General features: G+C 70.7%; 18 protein-coding genes, 3 tRNA genes and 1 pseudogene. 11 read left to right on the forward strand and 11 right to left on the reverse strand.

Annotated elements, in window-relative coordinates:
• Positions 1 to 169 precede the first annotated feature (169 nt).
• The 3 genes from hrpA to QRN89_RS16740 all read left to right on the forward strand — a co-directional run bounded on the left by hrpA (position 170) and on the right by QRN89_RS16740 (position 4827).
• A complete protein-coding gene (hrpA, locus tag QRN89_RS16730; protein ID WP_290350243.1) occupies positions 170 to 4153 on the forward strand; it encodes an ATP-dependent RNA helicase HrpA in 3984 nt (1327 codons plus the stop codon).
• A gap of 91 nt (positions 4154 to 4244) precedes the next feature.
• Positions 4245 to 4319: transfer RNA gene (locus tag QRN89_RS16735), tRNA-Asp, on the forward strand.
• A 121-nt stretch (positions 4320 to 4440) separates the two neighbouring features.
• Positions 4441 to 4827, forward strand: coding sequence for a DUF6274 family protein (locus QRN89_RS16740; protein ID WP_290350244.1), 387 nt, complete (start codon positions 4441 to 4443; stop codon positions 4825 to 4827).
• Between the two features lie 414 nt (positions 4828 to 5241).
• Here the strand turns inward: QRN89_RS16740 and bldC are convergent, their stop codons facing one another.
• Both bldC and QRN89_RS16750 read right to left on the reverse strand, forming a co-directional pair.
• Positions 5242 to 5448 carry a developmental transcriptional regulator BldC gene (gene bldC, locus QRN89_RS16745; RefSeq protein WP_003949541.1) on the reverse strand — a complete coding sequence of 69 codons (207 nt, stop codon included), beginning with the start codon at positions 5446 to 5448 and terminating at the stop codon, positions 5242 to 5244.
• Positions 5449 to 5937: 489 nt separating this feature from the next.
• Positions 5938 to 6783: a DUF8083 family protein gene (locus QRN89_RS16750; RefSeq protein ID WP_290350245.1), complete on the reverse strand. Its 846-nt coding sequence runs from the start codon at positions 6781 to 6783 to the stop codon at positions 5938 to 5940.
• 155 nt (positions 6784 to 6938) lie between these two features.
• On the opposite strand from QRN89_RS16750, the gene QRN89_RS16755 reads away from it, so the two are divergent.
• Entirely contained in the window at positions 6939 to 8021 is a 1083-nt protein-coding gene (locus QRN89_RS16755) for a Leu/Phe/Val dehydrogenase (RefSeq protein ID WP_290350246.1), read from the forward strand.
• Between the two features lie 279 nt (positions 8022 to 8300).
• Positions 8301 to 8552 carry a DUF3073 domain-containing protein gene (locus tag QRN89_RS16760; RefSeq protein WP_290350247.1) on the forward strand — a complete coding sequence of 84 codons (252 nt, stop codon included), beginning with the start codon at positions 8301 to 8303 and terminating at the stop codon, positions 8550 to 8552.
• A gap of 63 nt (positions 8553 to 8615) precedes the next feature.
• Here the strand turns inward: QRN89_RS16760 and purM are convergent, their stop codons facing one another.
• The 4 genes from purM to QRN89_RS16780 form a co-directional block, all read right to left on the reverse strand.
• Positions 8616 to 9680: a phosphoribosylformylglycinamidine cyclo-ligase gene (purM, locus tag QRN89_RS16765; protein WP_290350248.1), complete on the reverse strand. Its 1065-nt coding sequence runs from the start codon at positions 9678 to 9680 to the stop codon at positions 8616 to 8618.
• 36 nt (positions 9681 to 9716) lie between these two features.
• On the reverse strand, positions 9717 to 11234 hold the full coding sequence (gene purF, locus QRN89_RS16770) for an amidophosphoribosyltransferase (protein ID WP_093655682.1): 1518 nt from the start codon (positions 11232 to 11234) through the stop codon (positions 9717 to 9719).
• 263 nt (positions 11235 to 11497) lie between these two features.
• Entirely contained in the window at positions 11498 to 12340 is an 843-nt protein-coding gene (locus tag QRN89_RS16775) for an META domain-containing protein (protein ID WP_290350249.1), read from the reverse strand.
• Between the two features lie 44 nt (positions 12341 to 12384).
• Positions 12385 to 13179: a maleylpyruvate isomerase family mycothiol-dependent enzyme gene (locus QRN89_RS16780; RefSeq protein WP_290350250.1), complete on the reverse strand. Its 795-nt coding sequence runs from the start codon at positions 13177 to 13179 to the stop codon at positions 12385 to 12387.
• 126 nt (positions 13180 to 13305) lie between these two features.
• Here QRN89_RS16780 and QRN89_RS16785 point away from each other — a divergent pair, with 126 nt between their 5' ends.
• Positions 13306 to 13710: a nuclear transport factor 2 family protein gene (locus QRN89_RS16785; RefSeq protein WP_290350251.1), complete on the forward strand. Its 405-nt coding sequence runs from the start codon at positions 13306 to 13308 to the stop codon at positions 13708 to 13710.
• On the opposite strand, the pseudogene QRN89_RS16790 reads toward QRN89_RS16785, so the two are convergent.
• From QRN89_RS16790 to purS, 5 genes and pseudogenes are all read right to left on the reverse strand, one after another.
• Positions 13665 to 14509 (reverse strand): annotated as a pseudogene (locus QRN89_RS16790) (M23 family metallopeptidase). The gene QRN89_RS16785 and the pseudogene QRN89_RS16790 overlap by 46 nt on opposite strands.
• 17 nt (positions 14510 to 14526) lie before the next feature.
• Complete coding sequence (locus QRN89_RS16795; protein ID WP_290350252.1) at positions 14527 to 15030, reverse strand: ArsR/SmtB family transcription factor; 504 nt, start codon at positions 15028 to 15030, stop codon at positions 14527 to 14529.
• Between the two features lie 110 nt (positions 15031 to 15140).
• On the reverse strand, positions 15141 to 17390 hold the full coding sequence (purL, locus tag QRN89_RS16800) for a phosphoribosylformylglycinamidine synthase subunit PurL (RefSeq protein ID WP_290350253.1): 2250 nt from the start codon (positions 17388 to 17390) through the stop codon (positions 15141 to 15143).
• Between the two features lie 85 nt (positions 17391 to 17475).
• Positions 17476 to 18156 carry a phosphoribosylformylglycinamidine synthase subunit PurQ gene (gene purQ, locus QRN89_RS16805; RefSeq protein WP_290350254.1) on the reverse strand — a complete coding sequence of 227 codons (681 nt, stop codon included), beginning with the start codon at positions 18154 to 18156 and terminating at the stop codon, positions 17476 to 17478.
• A complete protein-coding gene (gene purS, locus QRN89_RS16810) occupies positions 18153 to 18398 on the reverse strand; it encodes a phosphoribosylformylglycinamidine synthase subunit PurS (RefSeq protein WP_017946142.1) in 246 nt (81 codons plus the stop codon). The genes purQ and purS overlap by 4 nt, the downstream gene beginning before the upstream one ends.
• 299 nt (positions 18399 to 18697) lie before the next feature.
• Between purS and QRN89_RS16815 the strand changes: the two genes are divergently transcribed.
• The 5 genes from QRN89_RS16815 (at position 18698) to QRN89_RS16835 (ending at position 21330) form a co-directional block, all read left to right on the forward strand.
• Complete coding sequence (locus QRN89_RS16815; RefSeq protein ID WP_290350255.1) at positions 18698 to 19027, forward strand: histone-like nucleoid-structuring protein Lsr2; 330 nt, start codon at positions 18698 to 18700, stop codon at positions 19025 to 19027.
• A 136-nt stretch (positions 19028 to 19163) separates the two neighbouring features.
• Positions 19164 to 19235 (forward strand) — tRNA-Gly (locus QRN89_RS16820).
• Between the two features lie 80 nt (positions 19236 to 19315).
• Positions 19316 to 19388 (forward strand) — tRNA-Gly (locus QRN89_RS16825).
• 149 nt (positions 19389 to 19537) lie between these two features.
• Entirely contained in the window at positions 19538 to 20473 is a 936-nt protein-coding gene (locus QRN89_RS16830; protein ID WP_290350256.1) for an ABC transporter ATP-binding protein, read from the forward strand.
• Positions 20470 to 21330, forward strand: a complete 861-nt coding sequence (locus QRN89_RS16835) for an ABC transporter permease (protein WP_435833257.1) — start codon at positions 20470 to 20472, stop codon at positions 21328 to 21330. The genes QRN89_RS16830 and QRN89_RS16835 overlap by 4 nt, the downstream gene beginning before the upstream one ends.
• Positions 21331 to 21338: the final 8 nt, after the last annotated feature.

Raw genomic sequence — 21338 nt, forward strand, 5'->3', positions numbered from 1 at the left:
CCTCCGCCCGGGCCCGGAACCCGCCGCCGGACCACCGGGCGATCCCCACCCCGACCGGAGCCTCTCCCCCTCACCCGCCGCACCGTCCGGCATCCACCGGCCCCCTCACCCCGGAACACCGGAAATGGGTTCGCCAGTCCCCTCGCGCGGGTGCGATCCTGGATCCCGTATGTCTACTTCCTTCGCCGATCTCCAGAAGCAGCTGGCCGAGATCTCGCTGCGCGACGCGCACCGGCTCGGGCGGCGCCTCGAGGGCACCCGCCGCATCCGCACACCCGAGGCCCGGCAGGCCGTGCTCGACGAGATCGCGGCCGAAGCCGGCAGGGCCGCCGAGCGGACCGGCCTGCGCGCGGCACGGGTGCCCGAAGTCACGTATCCCGAACAGCTCCCGGTCAGCCAGAAGAAGGACGAGATCCTCGAGGCGATACGGGACCACCAGGTCGTGATCGTCGCGGGCGAGACCGGCTCCGGCAAGACGACGCAGATCCCCAAGATCTGCCTGGAGCTCGGCCGCGGGGTGCGCGGCATGATCGGGCACACCCAGCCCCGCCGGATCGCCGCGCGGACGGTCGCCGAACGTGTGGCCGAGGAGCTGCGGACCCCGCTCGGCGAGGCGGTGGGCTGGAAGGTCCGGTTCACCGACCAGGTGAACCAGGACGAGACCTTCGTCAAGCTCATGACGGACGGCATCCTGCTCGCCGAGATCCAGACGGACCGCGAGCTGCGCGCCTACGACACGATCATCATCGACGAGGCCCACGAGCGGTCCCTCAACATCGACTTCCTGCTCGGGTACCTGGCCCAGCTGCTGCCGAGACGGCCGGACCTCAAGGTCGTGATCACGTCCGCGACGATCGACCCCGAGCGCTTCTCCCGGCACTTCGGCGACGCGCCGATCGTCGAGGTGAGCGGACGTACGTACCCGGTCGAGGTCCGCTACCGGCCCCTGCTCGAGGACGACTCCGACGAGTCCGACCGCGACCAGATCACCGCCATCTGTGACGCCGTCGACGAGCTCCAGCAGGAAGGGCCGGGCGACATCCTGGTCTTCCTCTCCGGCGAGCGGGAGATCCGCGACACCGCGGACGCGCTGAACAAGAAGAACCTCCGCCACACCGAGGTCCTCCCGCTCTACGCCCGGCTCTCGCACGCCGAGCAGCACCGCGTCTTCCAGGCGCACTCGGGCCGCCGGATCGTCCTCGCGACGAACGTGGCCGAGACGTCCCTGACGGTGCCCGGCATCAAGTACGTCATCGACCCGGGCACCGCCCGTGTCTCCCGCTACAGCCACCGCACCAAGGTCCAGCGCCTGCCGATCGAGGCGATCAGCCAGGCCAGCGCCAACCAGCGCAAGGGCCGCTGCGGCCGGACGTCCGACGGCATCTGCATCCGGCTGTACAGCGAGGACGACTTCCTGTCCCGGCCGGAGTTCACGGACGCCGAGATCCTGCGCACGAACCTCGCCTCGGTCATCCTCCAGATGACCGCGGCCGGCCTCGGCGACATCGAGAAGTTCCCCTTCATCGACCCGCCGGACCACCGGAACATCCGCGACGGTGTGCAGTTGCTCCAGGAGCTGGGCGCCCTCGACCTGGCGCAGAAGTCCCCCCAGGACGGCAGGAAGGGGCCGCGGCTCACCCAGATGGGCCGCAAGCTCGCCCAGCTGCCCGTCGACCCGCGCCTGGCCCGGATGGTGATCGAGGCCGACAAGAACGGCTGCGTCCGCGAGGTCATGGTCATCGCCGCCGCACTGTCCATCCAGGACCCGCGGGAGCGCCCCGCCGACAAGCAGGCCCAGGCCGACCAGCAGCACGCCCGCTTCAAGGACGAGACGAGCGACTTCCTCGCCTTCCTCAACCTCTGGCGCTACATCCGCGAGCAGCAGAAGGAGCGCGGCTCGTCCAGCTTCCGCCGGATGTGCAAGCAGGAGTACCTGAACTTCCTGCGCATCCGCGAATGGCAGGACATCTACGCCCAGCTGCGCACGGTCGCCAAGCAGATGGGGCTCCACCTCGAGGAGCCCGCTGCGGACGGCGGTGTGCCCGAGCAGTCCGTCCACGTCTCCCTCCTCGCCGGGCTCCTGTCGCACATCGGCATGAAGGACGTCAAGGACTCCGGGCGGGAGGGCGGGAAGGCCACGGGGAAGAACGAGTACCTGGGCGCCCGCAACGCCAGGTTCGCGGTCTTCCCCGGCTCGGCGCTCTTCAGGAAGCCGCCGCGCTTCGTCATGTCCGCCGAGCTGGTGGAGACGTCCCGGCTGTGGGCGCGGGTCAACGCGAAGATCGAACCCGAGTGGATCGAGCCGCTCGCCGAGCACCTGGTCAAGCGCACCTACAGCGAACCGCACTGGGAGAAGGACCAGGCGGCGGTGATGGCGTACGAGAAGGTCACCCTGTACGGCGTGCCGATCGTCGCCCAGCGCAAGGTGAACTACGGCCGCATCGACCCCGGGACGAGCCGTGAGCTCTTCATCCGCAACGCCCTGGTCGAGGGCGACTGGCGTACGCACCACAAGTTCTTCGCGGACAACCGCAGGCTCCTCACCGAGGTGGAGGAGCTGGAGCACCGGGCCCGCCGCCGCGACATCCTCGTCGACGACGAGACCCTGTTCGACTTCTACGACCAGCGGGTGCCCGAGCACGTGGTGTCCGGCGCCCACTTCGACTCGTGGTGGAAGCACAAGCGCCGTGAGCAGCCCGAGCTGCTCGACTTCGAGCGCGAGATGCTCATCAACGAGAAGGCCGGGACCGTCACCAAGGACGACTACCCGGACTCGTGGCGGCAGGGCCGGCTGAAGTTCCGGGTCACCTACCAGTTCGAGCCGGGCGCCGACGCCGACGGTGTCACCGTCCACATCCCGCTCCAGGTGCTCAACCAGGTCACGGACGAGGGCTTCGACTGGCAGATCCCGGGGCTGCGCGCAGAGGTCGTCACGGAGCTGATCCGCTCCCTGCCGAAGCCGATCCGCCGGAACTACGTGCCCGCGCCGGACTTCGCGAAGGCCTTCCTGGAGCGGGCCGTCCCGCTCCAGGAGCCGCTGCCGGTCACGCTGGCGCGGGAACTCCACCGCATGGTCGGGGTGCCCGTCTCGGCGGAGGACTTCGACCTGGCCCGGGTCCCGGACCATCTGAAGATCACGTTCCGGATCGTTGACGAGCGGCGCCGCAAGCTGGCCGAGGACAAGGACCTGGAGTCGCTGCGCCTGCGGCTGAAGCCGAAGGCGCGCAAGGCGCTGTCGGAGGCCGCCGCGGCCACGGCCGGGCGGACCGGCGGCGACGCCGTCGAGCGGACGGGGCTCAAGGACTGGACGATCGGCACCCTGACGCGGGTCTTCGAGACCCGCCGTGCGGGCCAGCCGGTCAAGGCCTATCCCGCGCTGGTGGACGATGGCGCGTCGGTCTCCGTACGCCTCTTCGACACCGAGGCCGAGCAGGCGGAGGCGATGTGGCGCGGCACCCGCCGGCTGATCATGCTGAACATCCCGGTGAACCCGGCGAAGTTCGCCTCCGACCGGATGTCCAACCAGCAGAAGCTGGCCCTGTCCGCGAACCCGCACGGTTCGGTGCAGGCGCTCTTCGACGACTGCGCGACGGCCGCCGCGGACAAGCTGATCGCGGACCACGGCGGACCGGCCTGGGACGAGGAATCGTTCCGGAAGCTGTACGACAAGGTCCGCGCGGACCTCGTGGACGCGACCGTACGGACCGTCGACCAGGTGGGGCAGATCCTGGCCGCCTGGCAGGCCTGTGAGCGCCGTCTCAAGGGGACGACCAGCGCGGCGCTCGCCGGCAACGTCCGGGACGTGCGCGAGCAGCTGGCGTGGCTCGTACCGGCGGGCTTCGTGACCCGGACCGGCCTGCGGCGGCTGCCCGACCTGATGCGCTACCTGGTCGCGGTGGACCGACGGCTGCAGCAGATGCCGACCTCCGTCCAGCGCGACACGACGCGCATGGAGAAGGTCCACGAGATGCAGGACGAGTACGCCTGGCTGCTGGAGCAGCTGCCCAAGGGCAGGCCGGTGCCGCAGGAGGTGCGCGACATCCGCTGGATGATCGAGGAGTTGCGGGTGAGCTATTTCGCCCATGCGCTGGGCACCGCGTACCCCGTCTCCGACAAGCGGATCGTCAAGGCGATCGACGCGGCGGCACCGTGACGCGGCCGTTGCCTTGAGTGAGTTCGACCGGACCCTCTGACCTGCTGTACAGTCTCTCTCGCAGCCAACGAGAGATCCGGCTGCGAAACCTGGTCCTGTGGAGCAGTTTGGAGTGCTCGCCACCCTGTCAAGGTGGAGGCCGCGGGTTCAAATCCCGTCAGGACCGCAGCAGAACGGAAGGCCCGCACCGAATGGTGCGGGCCTTCCGGCGTCTTGACGGGGGCTTCCGCCGCCGGTACCCAGTCAGGACAGGGGTTGCGGGGCCCCCGATCCGCGGAGGTGGCGCGATGGCGGCATCCACAGCGAGGCACGAGACCAGGGCGCTGCTGCGCGCCCATCTGGCGGCCGTCTCCGGCTATCGGCACCTCACCCGGCACTGTCCGGTCTGCCATCGGCTGCTGCGCCTCGCCATGGACCCGTCGGAGGCCGTCCCGGAGGAATCCGTTCCGCCGTCCTCCGCGCCTCTGGGGGGCCGTCAGGAGCCGGTCCCCGCCCCGGCCGTGGTGAGCCCCGAGAGCCGGGACAGCCGTGAGGGCACGCCGCACGCCCTGGACGTGGCGGACGCCGCGGGCACGGGTGTCACGGGAGAGGCGAGTGACACGGGTGACCCGGGTGACATGCCGGACACCGGGCGCCGCGCCCGCTCCGGTGACGAAGGTCCCGCCCGTGCATGACCATTGGCGCCTTCCTCCGCCCCCGGCGAGTGGCAGGCTCGTAGAGGGAGTGTTCGCCGTGCCCGGCAAGCCCCACGCCATGTGACGGGAGTCACCGAACGAGTTTGGAGAGCAGTCGACTTTACGCCCTCCCTACAAACGAAAAATCAAATACGTGCAATTGCACCCCCGTCTGAGCAGCCCCGGACGCCTCCGCAGGGGCTCCCGGGGCCCCCTACGGGACACGCGCTCGCCCCCTCCCCGGGAAGCGCCCGCGCACACCGCCCGAACCCGCCGGCGCACAAAAAAGATCGCGCTGGACCCGGCGGAGTCCAGCGCGATCGACGACGAAACCTGTTGGGGCAGGCGCCCGCCGTGTCGAGCTCAGTGCAGGGCTACCGGATTGGGGGTCCGGAGATGCCCTTGATCGGGGTGTCAGGCCTCGCTGCGCTGCTGCGGAATACCCGCCAGCAGTGCGCGGACCTCTGCCTCGCGGTACCGGCGGTGTCCACCGAGGGTACGGATGGACGTGAGCTTGCCTGCCTTGGCCCAGCGCGTGACCGTCTTCGGGTCCACGCGGAACATCGTGGCAACCTCAGCCGGGGTCAGCAGCGGCTCGGCATCAGGGGTGCGAGCGGTCATGAGCGGCCTCCTCGGGAGAACCGAACCTTCTCGGTTCTTTCCTCTAAATTCTGCACCTTGACCCGCGTTGCCCGAAATGGCGGACGCGGGCCGAGTCGGTTATAGGACGAACGGCTTGTCCTCGGCACTACAACTACACCATCTGTCCAGCCACGTCGGCCAAACCGATGGAATTGCCCTCTCAGGTGTTCATCAGCGGCGGAAGCCGATGGTTCATGCCATAACGGACAGTCACGTCACAGTGACGATCAGTCACAGAGCGATCAGGAGTCATCAGACCCCCCATAGAGTGCAATGCTGAGATTTCCGCCCTTAGGTAGGCGGAAGGAACCCTCCCCGGACTCCTTGTCCTATTTTGGCATGAGGGTGGGCGAGGGTTGCAAGAGACGACTTAGTGCTGTCCGTCACGCTTGAACCAAAGGCCCGGATCGGGACCTACGTCCCCTACATGCCCGGTTCGGTTCCGGGAAGGGTACGCGAACCCGAGCGTCAGTTCGCGAACTGGCGGTCCCGGACCGCACGCCAGCGGTCCGTGAGCCGGCCGTAGGCCGCACCGGCGCCCTCGCCGTCGCCGTCCCGCAGCGCCGCGATCCCGGCCGCCACATCGGCCGCCGACCGGTCCTCGGCCAACCGGTCCGCGGACAGGGCGTGAACGAGCCCGCCGTAGTCGAGCTCGACCAGGGAGCGCGGGTGGAACTCTTCCAGCCATCGCCCCACATCCACCAGCCCCTCCGTGAGCGGCCCCTCCTCGGTCGTGTCCCGCAGCGTCTTCAGGGCCCGTGCGAGTCTGCGCCTGGCCTGGACCATCGGCGTGCGGTAGCGCAGCACGGGCGGCACTCCGGGCACCTCGCCCGGCTCGTACTCGCGCTCGTCGTCCGCGAACAGCACGAACCAGCGCACCGGCACCTGCCAGACCGCGCTCCTGATCCACGGACGGGCGTCCGGGTTGCGCTCCCGCCACGCCTCGTAGTCGGCGGCGGCCTGGCCGCGCACCACCGGCGGCAGCACCGCGTCGAGCACGGCGGGCGGGAAGAGCCCGCTCAGCTCCTCGAGGGCCAGCCAGCCGCGCAGCCGGGTCCGCCAGGGGCAGACGCGGACGACGCCGTCGTCCTCGGTGACGAAGGCGTCGGCGCTCTCGTGGACCCGCACCGGCACGGGAGGGGTGGGCAGCAGGTCCGCCAGGGAGCGCCGGAGCTCGTCCTGGGCGGTGGGGGTCCGCCCCGACCGGGCATAACGGGACCAGTGGCTCCGCTCGGGCTCCGGGAAAGCCGCCAGCGGCTCGTACACCCGCAGGTAGGACGCGTACGGGACGAGCACAGAAGTGGCGGCCGTCATGTCACAGATCCTTCCACGCGCGTACTCCGGGAGAGGGTGATCCTGAGCACTGGGACCGACCTACCCCTCCGTAGGACTTACTCTCTTGCCCATCAGGTCCCTCCCCACCCGCAGGAGGGCCCTCAATCGCCGCTTCGTACTTGGGAGTCACCACCGTGACCGATGTGACCGACGGCGTCCTGCACACCCTGTTCCACTCGGACCAGGGCGGACATGAGCAAGTCGTGCTCTGCCAGGACCGCGCCAGTGGTTTGAAGGCCGTCATCGCCATCCACTCGACCGCCCTGGGCCCTGCCCTCGGCGGCACCCGCTTCTACCCGTACGCCTCCGAGGAAGCCGCCGTCGCCGACGCGCTGAACCTCTCCCGGGGAATGTCGTACAAGAACGCCATGGCCGGCCTCGACCACGGCGGGGGCAAGGCCGTGATCATCGGGGACCCCGAGCGCGTCAAGTCCGAGGAGCTGCTGCTGGCCTACGGCCGGTTCGTGGCGTCCCTCGGCGGCCGTTACGTCACGGCCTGCGACGTCGGCACGTACGTGGCCGACATGGACGTCGTCGCCCGCGAGTGCCGCTGGACGACAGGCCGCTCCCCCGAGAACGGCGGCGCCGGCGACTCCTCCGTCCTGACCGCCTACGGCGTCTTCCAGGGCATGCGCGCCTCCGCCCAGCACGAGTGGGGCGACCCCACGCTGCGCGGCCGCACGGTCGGCGTCGCGGGTGTCGGCAAGGTCGGCCACTACCTGGTCGAGCACCTGCTGGAGGACGGGGCCGAGGTCGTCGTCACCGACGTGCGCGAGGAGTCGGTGCGGCGGGTCACGGACAAGTTCCCGCAGGTGCGGGTGGCCCGCGACACGGACGAGCTGATCCGCGTGGAGGGCCTGGACATCTACGCCCCCTGTGCCCTCGGCGGCGCGCTGAACGACGAGACCGTGCCCGTGCTGACCGCCCGCATCGTGTGCGGCGCGGCCAACAACCAGCTCGCGCACCCCGGCGTCGAGAAGGACCTCGCCGACCGCCGCATCCTCTACGCGCCCGACTACGTCGTGAACGCGGGCGGGGTGATCCAGGTCGCCGACGAGCTGCACGGCTTCGACTTCGACCGGTGCAAGGCGAAGGCGTCGAAGATCTTCGACACCACGCTGGCAATATTCGCACGTGCGAAGGATGACGGTATTCCGCCGGCCGCGGCCGCGGACCGTATCGCCGAGCAGCGGATGGCGGAGGCCCGTCGCCGGTAGCACCCCGCGGGTGTTCCTCGCCGACCGGGGGAGACAAGACTCACGCCGGTCGGCGAGCCGCCCGCCGAGAAGAGGTAAAATCGCGGTTGACCAGCGAGGACGGGGCGCCTCGCGGGTCCTGCGAGGTGGCACGTGATGCGGGCGGCGTACCGTATGGCCGCGGAAGCAGGTACCGTTGAAGCCCTACGGACCGGTCTCTCCACGGAGAGCCCGCTCCGAACCATGAACGCGTGTCAAGACTCTGGGGCCGTCGAGCCCCGTCACCGAGGGGGTCGAGCCATGGGGCGCGGCCGGGCCAAGGCCAAGCAGACGAAGGTCGCCCGCCAGCTGAAGTACAACAGCGGTGGGACGGATCTCTCACGTCTGGCCAGCGAGCTGGGCGCATCGACTTCGAGTCAGCCGCCGAACGCGGAGCCGTTCGAGGACGAGGACGAGGACGACGACCCGTACGCCCGCTACGCGGAGATGTACAACGACGACGAGGACGAGGACGACGAGTCCGGTCCGTCGTCGCAGCGTCGCGGCGCTTGACGCCCGCACCTGCATTCTTCAGACCCGGTCCGGGGCCCCGCCCCGGACCGGGTTCTGTGCTGTTCAGCTCGCGTAGTCGCCGACCATCTCCGCGCCGGTGGTGTGCTCACCGCGCTCGATGACCTCACCGGCGACCCAGGCGTCCACGCCGCGGTCGGCGAGCGTCGTCAGGGCGACGTCGACCGACTCCCGCGGAACGACGGCCATCATGCCCACGCCCATGTTGAGCGTCTTCTCCAGCTCCGCGCGTTCGACCTTGCCGGCGCTGCCGACGAGGTCGAAGACCGCGCCCGGCGCCCACGTCGACCGGTCGACGACCGCGTGCAGCCCGTCCGGGACCACACGGGCCAGGTTGGCCGCGAGTCCTCCCCCGGTGATGTGGCTGAACGCGTGCACCTCGGTGGTGCGGGTCAGCGCCAGGCAGTCCAGCGAGTAGATCTTGGTGGGCTCGAGCAGTTCCTCGCCGAGGGTGCGGCCGAACTCCGGGATCTCCCGGTCGAGTGTCCAGCCCGCCCGGTCGAAGACCACGTGCCGCACGAGCGAGTACCCGTTCGAGTGAAGGCCCGAGGACGCCATCGCGATCACCGCGTCCCCCGTACGGATGCGATCGGCACCCAGTAGCCGGTCGGCCTCCACGACGCCCGTACCGGCACCGGCGACGTCGAAGTCGTCCGGACCCAGCAGACCGGGGTGTTCGGCCGTCTCGCCGCCGACCAGGGCGCAGCCGGCGAGGACACAGCCCTCGGCGATGCCCTTGACGATGGCGGCCACGCGCTCGGGGTGGACCTTGCCGACACAGATGTAGTCGGTCATGAAGAGCGGCTCGGCGCCGCACACGACGATGTCGTCCATGACCATCGCGACGAGGTCGTGGCCGATCGTGTCGTACACGCCCATCTGGCGGGCGAGGTCGACCTTGGTGCCGACGCCGTCGGTGGCGGAGGCGAGCAGGGGGCGCTCGTAGCGCTTGAGGGCGGAGGCGTCGAAGAGGCCGGCGAAGCCGCCGATGCCGCCGAGGACCTCGGGGCGGCGGGTCTTCTTCACCCACTCCTTCATCAGCTCGACGGCGCGGTCGCCCGCCTCGATGTCGACGCCCGCGGCAGCGTAGGAAGCACCTGTCTCAGACATTGCCTGGGATCTTTCGGTTGGAATGACGGGACCTGGTCAGGGGCGACGGAGCGCGTCGGCGGCGTCCGCGCCGCCCGCAAGCTCGGTCTCCAGCAGCTGCTTGCCGAGCAGCTCGGGGTCGGGCAGTTCCATCGGGTACTCGCCGTCGAAGCAGGCGCGGCACAGGTTCGGCTTGTCGATGGTCGTGGCCTCGATCATGCCGTCGATGGAGATGTACGAGAGCGAGTCGGCGCCCAGCGAGGTGCCGATCTCGTCGATCGTCATGCCGTTGGCGATCAGCTCGGCGCGGGTCGCGAAGTCGATGCCGAAGAAGCACGGCCACTTCACGGGCGGGGACGAGATCCGGATGTGGACCTCGGCGGCGCCGGCCTCGCGGAGCATCCTGACCAGGGCGCGCTGGGTGTTGCCACGGACGATCGAGTCGTCGACCACCACGAGGCGCTTGCCCTTGATGACTTCCTTGAGGGGGTTCAGCTTGAGGCGGATGCCGAGCTGGCGGATCGTCTGGGAGGGCTGGATGAAGGTCCGGCCCACATAGGCGTTCTTGACCAGGCCCGAGCCGTAGGGGATGCCCGAGGCCTCCGCGTAGCCGATGGCCGCGGGGGTGCCGGACTCCGGCGTCGCTATGACGAGATCGGCCTCGACGGGCGCCTCCTTCGCCAGGCGGCGGCCCATCTCCACGCGGGAGAGGTACACGTTCCGGCCGGCGATGTCGGTGTCGGGGCGGGCGAGGTAGACGTACTCGAAGACACAGCCCTTGGGCTTCGCTTCTGCGAAGCGGGAGGTGCGGATGCCGTTCTCGTCGATCGCGATGAGTTCGCCCGGCTCGATCTCGCGGACGAAGCTCGCGCCGCAGATGTCCAGTGCGGCGGACTCGGAGGCGACCACCCAGCCGCGCTCGAGCCGGCCGAGGACCAGCGGGCGGATGCCCTGCGGGTCGCGCGCGGCGTAGAGCGTGTCCTCGTCCATGAAGACGAGCGAGAAGGCGCCCCGGACGTCGGGGAGGACCTTGGCGGCCGCCTCCTCGACGGTGAGCGGCTTGCCGTCGTCGTCGGTCTGCCCGGCGAGCAGGGCGGTGACGAGGTCCGTGTCGTTGGTGGCGGCGACCTGGGTGGCGCGGCCGTCCTGGCGGGGCAGGTCGGCGACCATCTCGGCCAGCTGGGCCGTGTTGACCAGGTTGCCGTTGTGGCCGAGCGCGATGGAGCCGTGGGCGGTCGCCCGGAAGGTCGGCTGCGCGTTCTCCCACACGGAGGCGCCCGTGGTCGAGTAGCGGGCGTGACCGACCGCGATATGCCCCTGGAGGGAGCCGAGGGAGGTCTCGTCGAAGACCTGGGACACGAGGCCCATGTCCTTGAAGACGAGGATCTGGGAGCCGTTGCTGACCGCGATGCCCGCGGATTCCTGGCCCCGGTGTTGGAGGGCGTAGAGCCCGAAGTACGTGAGCTTGGCGACCTCTTCGCCCGGAGCCCAGACACCGAAGACGCCGCAAGCGTCCTGGGGGCCCTTCTCGCCGGGGAGCAGGTCGTGGTTGAGTCGTCCGTCACCACGTGGCACGGCACCGAGTGTAGGCGAGATCGACCACTGGTCCGAATTGGGGATGCGGCGCAGAACCGCCTCCACGGGGTCGGAGGTTCACACAAAAGCCGCGTAATGAAGCCTTTGGGGGGTCCTACGGGCGAGTAGATGGGGCGGAAGGGCGTGCCGCACATCACTCTCCGCACTCTCGGGACGGGCCGACTCGCACCCTCGGAACGGGCCGGGCCGGCGCGTCCGCCGCCGTGCGGCGGCGTCCCGCCGGCCCGCTCGTCCCGGCCCTCTCAGCCGGCCGTGGCCGCCACGCCCTTGCCGGTGTCCGCGGAGTGGAGGGTCAGGCTGCGGTGGTTCAGCTCGTACGTCACCTTGCCGGTGAGTGCGTCGGTGACGGCCTTCTCCACCATCCCGGCGGTACCGGCGCACATCTTGCGTGTGCTGGACAGCCGGCCGACGGTCAGCGTCGAGCCGGACGTCTTCGCCTCGGCCCGGAAGTCGTTGCAGCCGAGGTTGCCGCTGAGGGAGCCGTCCTTGCCGATGACGAAGTGGGCCTTGCCCTCGGTGCCGGCCGGCAGCGAGGCGGCCGTCTCCCCCTTCAGCAGGGAGGTGACGGTCCACTTGGTGCCGGCGAGCGGGGCCGCGGGCTGCGCGGTCAGCGCGATGGAGTCGCCCTCGGCGGTGGCCAGGGTCAGGTTCTTCTCCGACACCTTCGCCTTCAGCGCGCCGGAGAAGGCGGCACGCAGCGCTTCCTCGAAGCCCGCGACGCCCTGCGGGCAGCCCATCTCCGTCATCTGGCCGGGCCCGACGGTGATGATGTCGCCCTTGATCGTCACGTCCGCGCCGAAGTGGTTGCAGCCGTAGTTGCCCTCGGCGCGGCCCTTCGCGCCGTCCTTGCCCGCCTCCCCGGTCGTGAACTCGACGTGGGCTCCGGCCGGGGCTGCGGTCCTCTTGCCGTCGACGGTCACGTTCTGGACGGTCCAGTGCACGCCGGTGACGGGGGCCGCGGGCCGCACGGAGCCGCCCGCTTCGTCCCCCGCACCCTGGCCGGGGCCCTTCTCGGAGCCGCAGGCCGTGAGCGTGATCGCGGCCGTCAGCGCGGCCGCCGCGGGAACGATCAGTTGAGTACGCATGTCGTTCTGACGGGACGGGCGGGGCTGCGGTTCCCCGGGAGTCGTCAGGACATCACGGGCAGCAGCGCCGAGAGGTCCGAGCGCTCGCCGCTCGCGCTCACCCTCGCCGCGTCCCGCGCCGCCGCCCAGTCCTCGCGGCCCGTGGCCAGCCGGACCCAGGTCAGCGCGTCGGTCTCCACGACGTTCGGGGGCGTGCCGCGGGTGTGCCGCGGCCCCTCGACGCACTGCACCACGGCGTACGGCGGGATCCTCAGCTCCACCGACCCGCCGGGGGCCTTCACGGCGAGCGCGTCCGCGAGCAGCCGGACGCAGGCGGCGAGGGCCTGCCGCTCGTAGGGGATGTCGAGCCCGGTCGCCCCGGCCAGGTCGTCGGTGCGGACGACCAGTTCGACGGCGCGGGTGACGAGGAGGTCGGCGAGGCGCATCGCACCGGACCGGGCGCGGACCAGCCGCTCGCCGGAGACGCCCTCCAGCGCGCCCCCGACCTCCTCCGCCGTCCGGGCGAGCAGGGCCGGGAGGTCCTGGGGCGGGCGCGCCGCCGCGCCCGTGCCCGCGTCGACGGCGCCCGCCCGCTCGGCGGTCGAGAAGGGCCAGTCCAGGAGTGCGACCTCCGCCTTCGCCGGCTCGGGGAGGGCGAGGGCCTCGGCGACGGCACCGAACGTCTGCGCGATGTGCGCCACGAGTTCGCGGACGGTCCCGTCCCCGGACCGGGTCGGCAGCGCCAGCTGCTCGGGAGTCAGTCCTTCCACCGCCTCCCGGAGATGCCCGAACTGCGCGAGGACGGCGGCGCGGATCCTGGCGGGGTCGTAACTGCGGGTGCGCTTCCTGGCCGGTGGCATGCGGCCGAGACTAACCCGCGCCTCGGACACCGCACCGGGCCGCGGCGGCTGTCTGGCGGCCCTCCGGTGCCCGGCGGACGATGAGATGAAGGGGGGCCGTACCGGCGAGGAAGGAGAGTGGCGGACATGTCCGAGCACCCGCACAGCGCCCTGGTCCGCCGGGGCTACGAGGCGTTCGGCAGAGGCGACACGGAGACCCTCCGCTCCCTGCTGACGGCGGACTGTGTGCACCACGTACCCGGTGGCAGCCGGATCTCGGGGCACTACAAGGGCCAGGACAACATCCTGGACCTGTACCGGGAACTCGGCGAACTCACGGGCGGGACCCTGCGGGTCGAGCTCAGGGGCGCCTACCCCGACGGCCGCGGGCACGTGATGGCCGTGCACACGTACCACGCCGATCGCGGGGACCGCGGGATCGAGATGCCCGGCGGGCTCTGGTTCACGATCGTCGGCGGCAAGATCTCCGACATCGACGAGTGCGTTCAGGACATCGACGAGGCGGACGCGTTCTGGGGCGTGGCCGGCTGAGCCGTGAACGACTCCTTGTTGCGCGGTACGCCGACCCCGCGCCAGTGAACGGGATGCCGTGCGCCGCTTCGGGGTCGGGTCCGTCCATCAGCTGGAAGTGCAGATGCGGCTCGGTGGAGTTGCCCGAGTTCCCGCAGCGGGCGAGGAGCTGCCCGGCGCTCACCCGCTCGCCCTCGCGGACGGCGAGCGAGCCCCGCCGCAGATGGGCGTAGACCGCCCAGGTGCCGTCCCCGAGGTCGAGCACGAGGTGGTTGCCGAGGATCCGGCCCGTGCCCCCGAGCATCCGGACGACGCCCTCCGCGAGGAACCAGGGCAGCGCCGGCAGGGAGTTCCGGCTCATGTGATCGCGCTGCCGGTCGGTGGCGCGGACGACCGTGGCGTCCGCGACCGCGTACAGCGGGGCGTCGAAGGCGGGGAAGTCCCGGTTCCGCCGGGTCGGCGGCCACAGCGGGGCGAAACGCGGACGCGGGTGCTCCGCGGACTCGGCGACGATGTCGATCGCGAAGCTCTGGGCGCCCTCGTGGGTGCCGTGGCTGGGCACCCTGTCGGCCGGGCTGTTCAGCGCGGTCCAGCGGCCGGCGACCGGGGAGGCGGTCTCGACGGGACCGGTGTCCCGGGCGTCGATGCGGCGCCGGGCGGCCCGCCCCAGGGCGACGGTGAGCGCGATCGCTGCGGCCGCCGGCACGAAGCGCAACCAGTCGGGGTACCTCAGGTCCAGGACGCGGGTCAGGACGACCAGGGCGAAGAAGACCGCCCACAGCACGCGGACGCCGACCGTCGCCGTCTTCCGTACGGACATGACCGTTCCTCCCCCGGCTAGGGACGCGCCGCGGCGAGTGCCACCAGCAGCGGGACCACGCGGACGCCCGGCACCTCGTACCGGCCGCGGCCCGCGGTGTGCAACCAGCCCGCAGCGGTCAGCTGGCGCAGATGGTGGTAGATCTGGCCGGTCGTGCCGAGCCCTTCGAGCTCGGCGAGTCCGGCCGCGGTGCGGCGGCCGCCGACGATCTCGCGCAGCAGGCGCAGCCGCACCGGATTCCCCAGGGCGGCGAAGGCGTCGGCCAGGCCCGACCAGTCGTCCTCCAGCAGTTCCTCGGTGAGCGCGCCGACCTGCCACTCGTACCGCTCCCGCGTCGGCAGGCGCACGGCACCGGTGAAGAGCACCCCGCCCGACTCGGCGTCCGCCCGCACGAGCTGGTCCTTCAGCCCTTCGAGTGCCCAGAAGTCGGCGTCGGTGACCGCGGGCGGCGCGGGGCGGTCACCGCTCTCCAGCGCCGCCATCCGCCGTTCCAGCTCGGCGACCCGCTCCTCCAGATCCATGACTCACAGATTACGTAGTTACGTAATGCACGACAAGAGAGTCCCGCGGCCGGACACGGAGAGGCCCCCGCCCGGACCGCGTCCGGACGGGGGCCCCTGTCGTCGCCGACTCAGGCGAACAGTGCCGGCACCGTCTCCTCGTGCGCGGCGCGCAGCTCGCTCAGCGGGAGCGTGAACTCGCCCTGGACCTCCACCGCGTCTCCGTCGACCACACCGATCCGGGTGGCCGGCAGACCCCGCGCACCGCACATGTCGGTGAAGCGGAGCTCCTCGCTGCGCGGCACCGCGACGACGGCGCGGCCCGCGGACTCGGAGAGGAGGAAGGTGAAGGCGTCCAGGCCGTCCGGCACGACCAGCCGGGCACCCTTCCCGCCGCGCAGGCAGGACTCGGTGACCGCCTGGATCAGACCGCCGTCGCTCAGGTCGTGCGCCGCGTCGATCATGCCGTCGCGGGAGCCCGAGATCAGGATCTCCGCGAGCAGCTTCTCGCGGTCCAGATCGACCTTCGGCGGCAGACCGCCGAGGTGGTCGTGGACCACCTGCGACCAGGCCGACCCGCCGAACTCCTCACGGGTGTCGCCCAGCAGGTAGAGCAGCTGGCCCTCCTCGGCGAACGCGACCGGGGTACGGCGCGTCACGTCGTCGATCACACCGAGCACGGCCACGACCGGCGTCGGGTGGATCGCCGTCTCGCCCGTCTGGTTGTAGAGCGAGACGTTGCCGCCGGTCACCGGCGTACCCAGCTGGAGACAGCCGTCCGCCAGACCGCGGGTGGCCTCGGCGAACTGCCACATGACGGCCGGGTCCTCGGGCGAGCCGAAGTTCAGGCAGTCGGAGATGGCGAGCGGCTTGGCACCCGACGCGGCGACGTTGCGGTACGCCTCGGCCAGCGCGAGCTGCGCGCCCGTGTACGGGTCGAGCTTCGCGTACCGGCCGTTGCCGTCCGTCGCGACCGCGACACCGAGGTTGGTGTCCGGGTCGATCCGGACCATGCCCGCGTCCTCGGGCTGGGCGAGCACGGTGTTGCCCTGCACGAAGCGGTCGTACTGGTCCGTGATCCACGCCTTCGAGGCCTGGTTCGGGGAGCCGACCAGCTTCAGGACCTGCTCGCGCAGCTCCTCGGACGTCGCCGGGCGGGGCAGCCTGCCCGCGTCGTCCGCCTGCAGCGCGTCCTGCCACTCGGGACGGGCGTACGGGCGCTGGTACGTCGGGCCCTCGTGCGCGACGGTGCCCGGCGGCACGTCCACGATCTGCTCGCCGTGCCAGAAGATCTCCAGCCGCTCGCCCTCCGTCACCTCACCGATGACGGTGGCGATGACGTCCCACTTCTCGCAGATCTCCATGAAGCGGTCGACGTGCTGCGGCTCGACGATCGCGCACATGCGCTCCTGCGACTCGCTCATGAGGATCTCCTCGGGCGAGAGGGTCGCGTCGCGCAGCGGCACGGTGTCGAGCTCGACGCGCATACCGCCGGAGCCCGCGGAGGCCAGCTCGGAGGTGGCGCAGGAGAGGCCGGCGCCGCCGAGGTCCTGGATGCCGGCGACCAGCTTCTCCTGGAAGACCTCCAGGGTGCACTCGATGAGGAGCTTCTCCTGGAACGGGTCGCCGACCTGGACGGCGGGGCGCTTCGTGGGCTTCGTGTCGTCGAACGTCTCGGAGGCGAGCACGGACACGCCGCCGATGCCGTCGCCGCCGGTGCGGGCCCCGTACAGGATGACCTTGTTGCCCGCGCCGGACGCCTTGGCCAGGTGGATGTCCTCGTGCTTCATGACACCCACGCACAGCGCGTTGACCAGTGGGTTGCCCTGGTAGCAGGAGTCGAAGACGACCTCGCCGCCGATGTTGGGCAGACCCAGGCAGTTGCCGTAGCCGCCGATGCCCGCCACGACACCGGGCAGCACGCGCTTGGTGTCGGGGTGGTCCGCGGCACCGAAGCGCAGCGGGTCCATGACCGCGACCGGCCGGGCACCCATGGCGAGGATGTCCCGGACGATGCCGCCGACGCCGGTGGCCGCGCCCTGGTAGGGCTCGATGTAGCTGGGGTGGTTGTGCGACTCGACCTTGAAGGTGACCGCGTACCCCTGACCGACGTCCACGACGCCCGCGTTCTCGCCGATGCCGACGAGCAGCGCGTCGTTCTCCGGGGCCTTCTCGCCGAACTGCTTCAGATGGACCTTGCTGCTCTTGTACGAGCAGTGCTCGGACCACATCACCGAGTACATGGCGAGCTCGGCGCCGGTCGGGCGGCGGCCGAGGATCTCGCGGATGCGCGCGTACTCGTCCTCCTTGAGGCCGAGCTCCTTCCAGGGCTGCTCGGCCTCGGGGGTCTCGGTGGCGTGCTTGACGGTGTCGAGGGTCACGCTCGGTCGCTCCTTCGCGTGCGGATGGTGCTGCAGAGGCGGGCGAAGCGCTCAGTGGCTCCCTCGGCTGCTCCGGTGTCGAGGGTCATGCGGCGACCAGCCTCTTGATGATCGAGGTGAAGAACCCGAGGCCGTCCGTGCCGCCGGTGCCGATGAGGGGCTCCACGGCGTGCTCGGGGTGGGGCATCAGGCCGACGACGTTGCCCGCGGCGTTGGTGATGCCCGCGATGTCGCGCAGCGAGCCGTTCGGGTTCAGGTCCAGATAGCGGAAGGCGACCCGGCCCTCGGCCTCGAGCTCGTCGAGGACGCGCTCGTCGGCGACGTAGCGGCCGTCCATGTTCTTCAGCGGAACGGAGATCTCCTGGCCCTGCTCGTAGTCGGCGGTCCAGGCGGTCCCCGCGTTCTCCACCCGCAGCCTCTGGTCGCGGCAGATGAAGTGCAGATGGTTGTTGCGGAGCATCGCACCCGGCAGCAGATGGGCCTCGGTGAGGATCTGGAAGCCGTTGCAGATACCGAGGACCGGCATCCCCGACTTCGCCTGGTCGATGATCGTTTCCATCACCGGCGAGAAGCGCGAGATGGCACCCGCCCGGAGATAGTCGCCGTAGGAGAAGCCGCCCGCGAGGACGACCGCGTCGACCTGCTTGAGGTCCTTGTCGCGGTGCCACAGCGAAACGGGCTCGGCGCCCGCGAGGCGGACGGCGCGCAGTGCGTCCTGGTCGTCGAGCGTCCCAGGAAATGTGACGACACCGATACGAGCCGTCACGACTCCACCTTTACGACGAAGTCCTCGATGACGGTGTTCGCGAGGAACGTTTCCGCCATCTCATGGATACGGGCGAGGGCGGCCTCGTCGACCGGCCCGTCGACCTCGAGTTCGAAGCGCTTTCCCTGACGTACGTCCGCGATCCCCTCGAAGCCCAGGCGGGGCAGTGCGCGCTGCACCGCCTGGCCCTGCGGGTCGAGGATCTCCGGCTTGAGCATGACGTCGACTACGACGCGTGCCACTGGCACTCCCGGTGGTGTGGTGCTGAAGGCGGTTCCCTCAGCGTACCCGCCCGAAAAATCTACGCGCATAGATATACGGAGAACACGAAGGGAAAATCCAAGGAAAAACCGCGCACGCCCATTGCGGAGGACACGCGGATGCAATTGGCTGGGCTTCCCAATACGACGCCGCCCGCTGTACAAAGGAATACAGCGGAAAGCAGCATTGACCCCGCAACAGCCGGAATACCGGATTCGCCCCGTGTCAGCACTGACCTGTACTGACCCGCACGGCGGACCGCAGGAAAGGACCGACATCCGTGGCGCAGCGCGTAGTGGTGACGCTCTCCGACGACATCGACGGCGGAGCAGCAGCGGAAACGGTTTCGTTCGGGCTGGACGGGAAGTCGTACGAGATCGACCTCAATCGCGCCAATGCAAAGAAACTGCGCACCGCCCTCGCGCCGTACATGGCGGCGGGGCGCAAGGCGGCGAAGCACTCCGGCCGGCCGCACAAGGAGTACCGGCGCACCGACCTCGCCCCCGACCCCGCCGCCGTCCGCGCCTGGGCGCAGTCCAACAAGATGGACGTACCGGCGCGCGGCCGGATCCCCAAGCGCGTGTACGAGGCCTTCCGCGAGGCGAGCTGAACACCCGCCCGCACGGCGGGAGAAGACCCCCCGGACCGGCTCCGGCGAGATCCGAGTTGCGCTGCACCCCCGCAGGTGGGCTACAGTCTGGATCACGCCGAGGGGCGAGGCCGGAAGGCCGGACCTCACGGAGCGTGCGGGTGTAGTTCAGTAGTAGAACAGCCCTCTTCCAGAGGGAAGGCGCAGTGTGCAATTCCTGTCACCCGCTCCGCACCACGTACCCGACCACCTCGGTGGATCAGGTAGAGTGGTGAACGCGCCGCCCAGTGAGAGCTGAGCGGATGCAATGCGGACGTGGCTCAGTTGGTAGAGCATCACCTTGCCAAGGTGAGGGTCGCGAGTTCGAATCTCGTCGTCCGCTCGGGAATGAAGGCCCTGGTCGTCTCGACCGGGGCCTTCGTCGTGTTCACCCTTCCCTCCCGTATGCCGCCCGCCGGTTCTGACATTTGTCATGCGCGCCGATGACAGCGCGCACTCCCCGCGGCCGGGATCCGGCGGAACGCTGGAGCCATGAACACCGAAGGGCACGTGATCGAGGCAGCCGGACTGCGCCGCAGTTACCGCGGCGGGTTCGAGGCTGTGAGCGGAATCACCTTCTCCGTGGGGCGCGGCGAACTGTTCGCGCTGCTGGGGACGAACGGCGCCGGCAAGACCTCCACCGTCGAACTGCTGGAAGGACTGGCCGCCCCGAGCGACGGCGCCGTGCGCGTCCTCGGCCACGACCCGTACCGCGAACGCGCCGCCGTCCGGCCCCGGATCGGGGTCATGCTCCAGGAGGGCGGTTTCCCCTCCGACCTGACGGCCGCCGAGACGGTACGGATGTGGGCCGGATGCACCAGCGGCGCCCGTCCCGTGGCGGAGGCGCTGGAGCTGGTGGGCCTCGGCCGCCGGTCCGGCGTACGGGTCAAGCAGCTGTCCGGCGGTGAGCGGCGCAGGCTCGACCTGGCTCTGGCCCTGCTCGGCCGGCCCGAGGTGCTCTTCCTCGACGAACCGACGACCGGCCTCGACGCCGAAGGGCGCCGCGACACCTGGGAACTCGTGCGGGAACTGCGGGACACCGGCACGACCGTGCTGCTGACCACGCACTACCTGGAGGAGGCGGAGAGCCTCGCCGACCGGCTGGCGATCATGCACGCCGGACGGATCGTCGCCACCGGCACCCCGGAGGAGGTGACCGCCTCGCGGCCGTCGCGTATCCGCTTCGTCCTGCCGCGGGAGGTGCCCGCCTCCCGGCTGCCGCTCACGCTGCGGGCCGCCGCGGACGGGCAGCGCGTCGAGATCCGCACCCGTGAACTGCAGCGCTCGCTCGGCGAACTGCTGCGCTGGGCCGACGAGTCCGGCGTTCGCCTCGACCGCCTCGACGCCCGCTCCGCCTCACTCGAGGAGGCGTTCCTGGAGATCGCCCGACCGGGCACGGACTCGGAACCGGCAGGAGCCGCCCTGTGAACACGAACACCACGCACACGAACACCACGCACACGAACACCACGCGGACGGAGACGGCGGGCGCGAGCGGGACCGGGACCGGCGCCGGCGCCGGGACCACGGCCGCCGGGCGGCTGGGCGCGCTCGGCCGGGCCGAGATGACCCTCCTCGTCCGGAACCGGACCGCGCTGTTCGTCGCCCTGCTCATGCCCGTCGCGATGGTGGGCGCCCTGCGCGGGACGCTCGGCGGGATGGACCTCGCGGGAGCCGGCCTGAGCGTCGAGGAGGCCCTCGTGACCGGCGGCGTCGGCATGGTGCTGATCCTCGTCGTGTACCTCAACCTCACCTCGGCCTTCGTGGCACGGCGCGAGGAACTGGTGCTCAAGCGGCTGCGGACGGGCGAGGTGTCGGACACGGAGATCCTCGCCGGGACGGCACTGCCGGCCGCCGCGCTCGCGCTCGCGCAGAGCGTGCTGGTGGTCGTGGCCGGGGTCGCGATCCTCGGCGCCGGCGGCCCCCGGCACCCCGAACTCCTTGTCGCCGGGCTGCTGCTGGGCACCGTCGTGATGACGGCACTGGCCGCCGCGACCTCCGCGATCACCCGGACCGTGGAGAGCGCGCAGATCACCACCCTGCCGCTGTTCATGGTCTCGGCCGGCGGCTCGGGGCTGTTCATCCCGCTCGACGTCCTGCCCGACCGGGTCGCCTCGGTGTGCGAACTGCTGCCGATGACCGGCGTGATGCGCCTCGTGGAGGCCGGAGTGAGCGGCGGTGCGGACGCGGGACAGCTGACCGGCGCGGCGCTCAACGCGCTGGCCTGGACCGTCATCTCGGTGTTTGCTGTGCGACGGTGGTTCCGCTGGGAGCCGAGGCGCTGAGGACGGGA

Origin of the sequence: Streptomyces sp. HUAS CB01 (genome assembly GCF_030406905.1) — a bacterium.
GTDB classification, from domain to species: domain Bacteria; phylum Actinomycetota; class Actinomycetes; order Streptomycetales; family Streptomycetaceae; genus Streptomyces; species Streptomyces chengbuensis.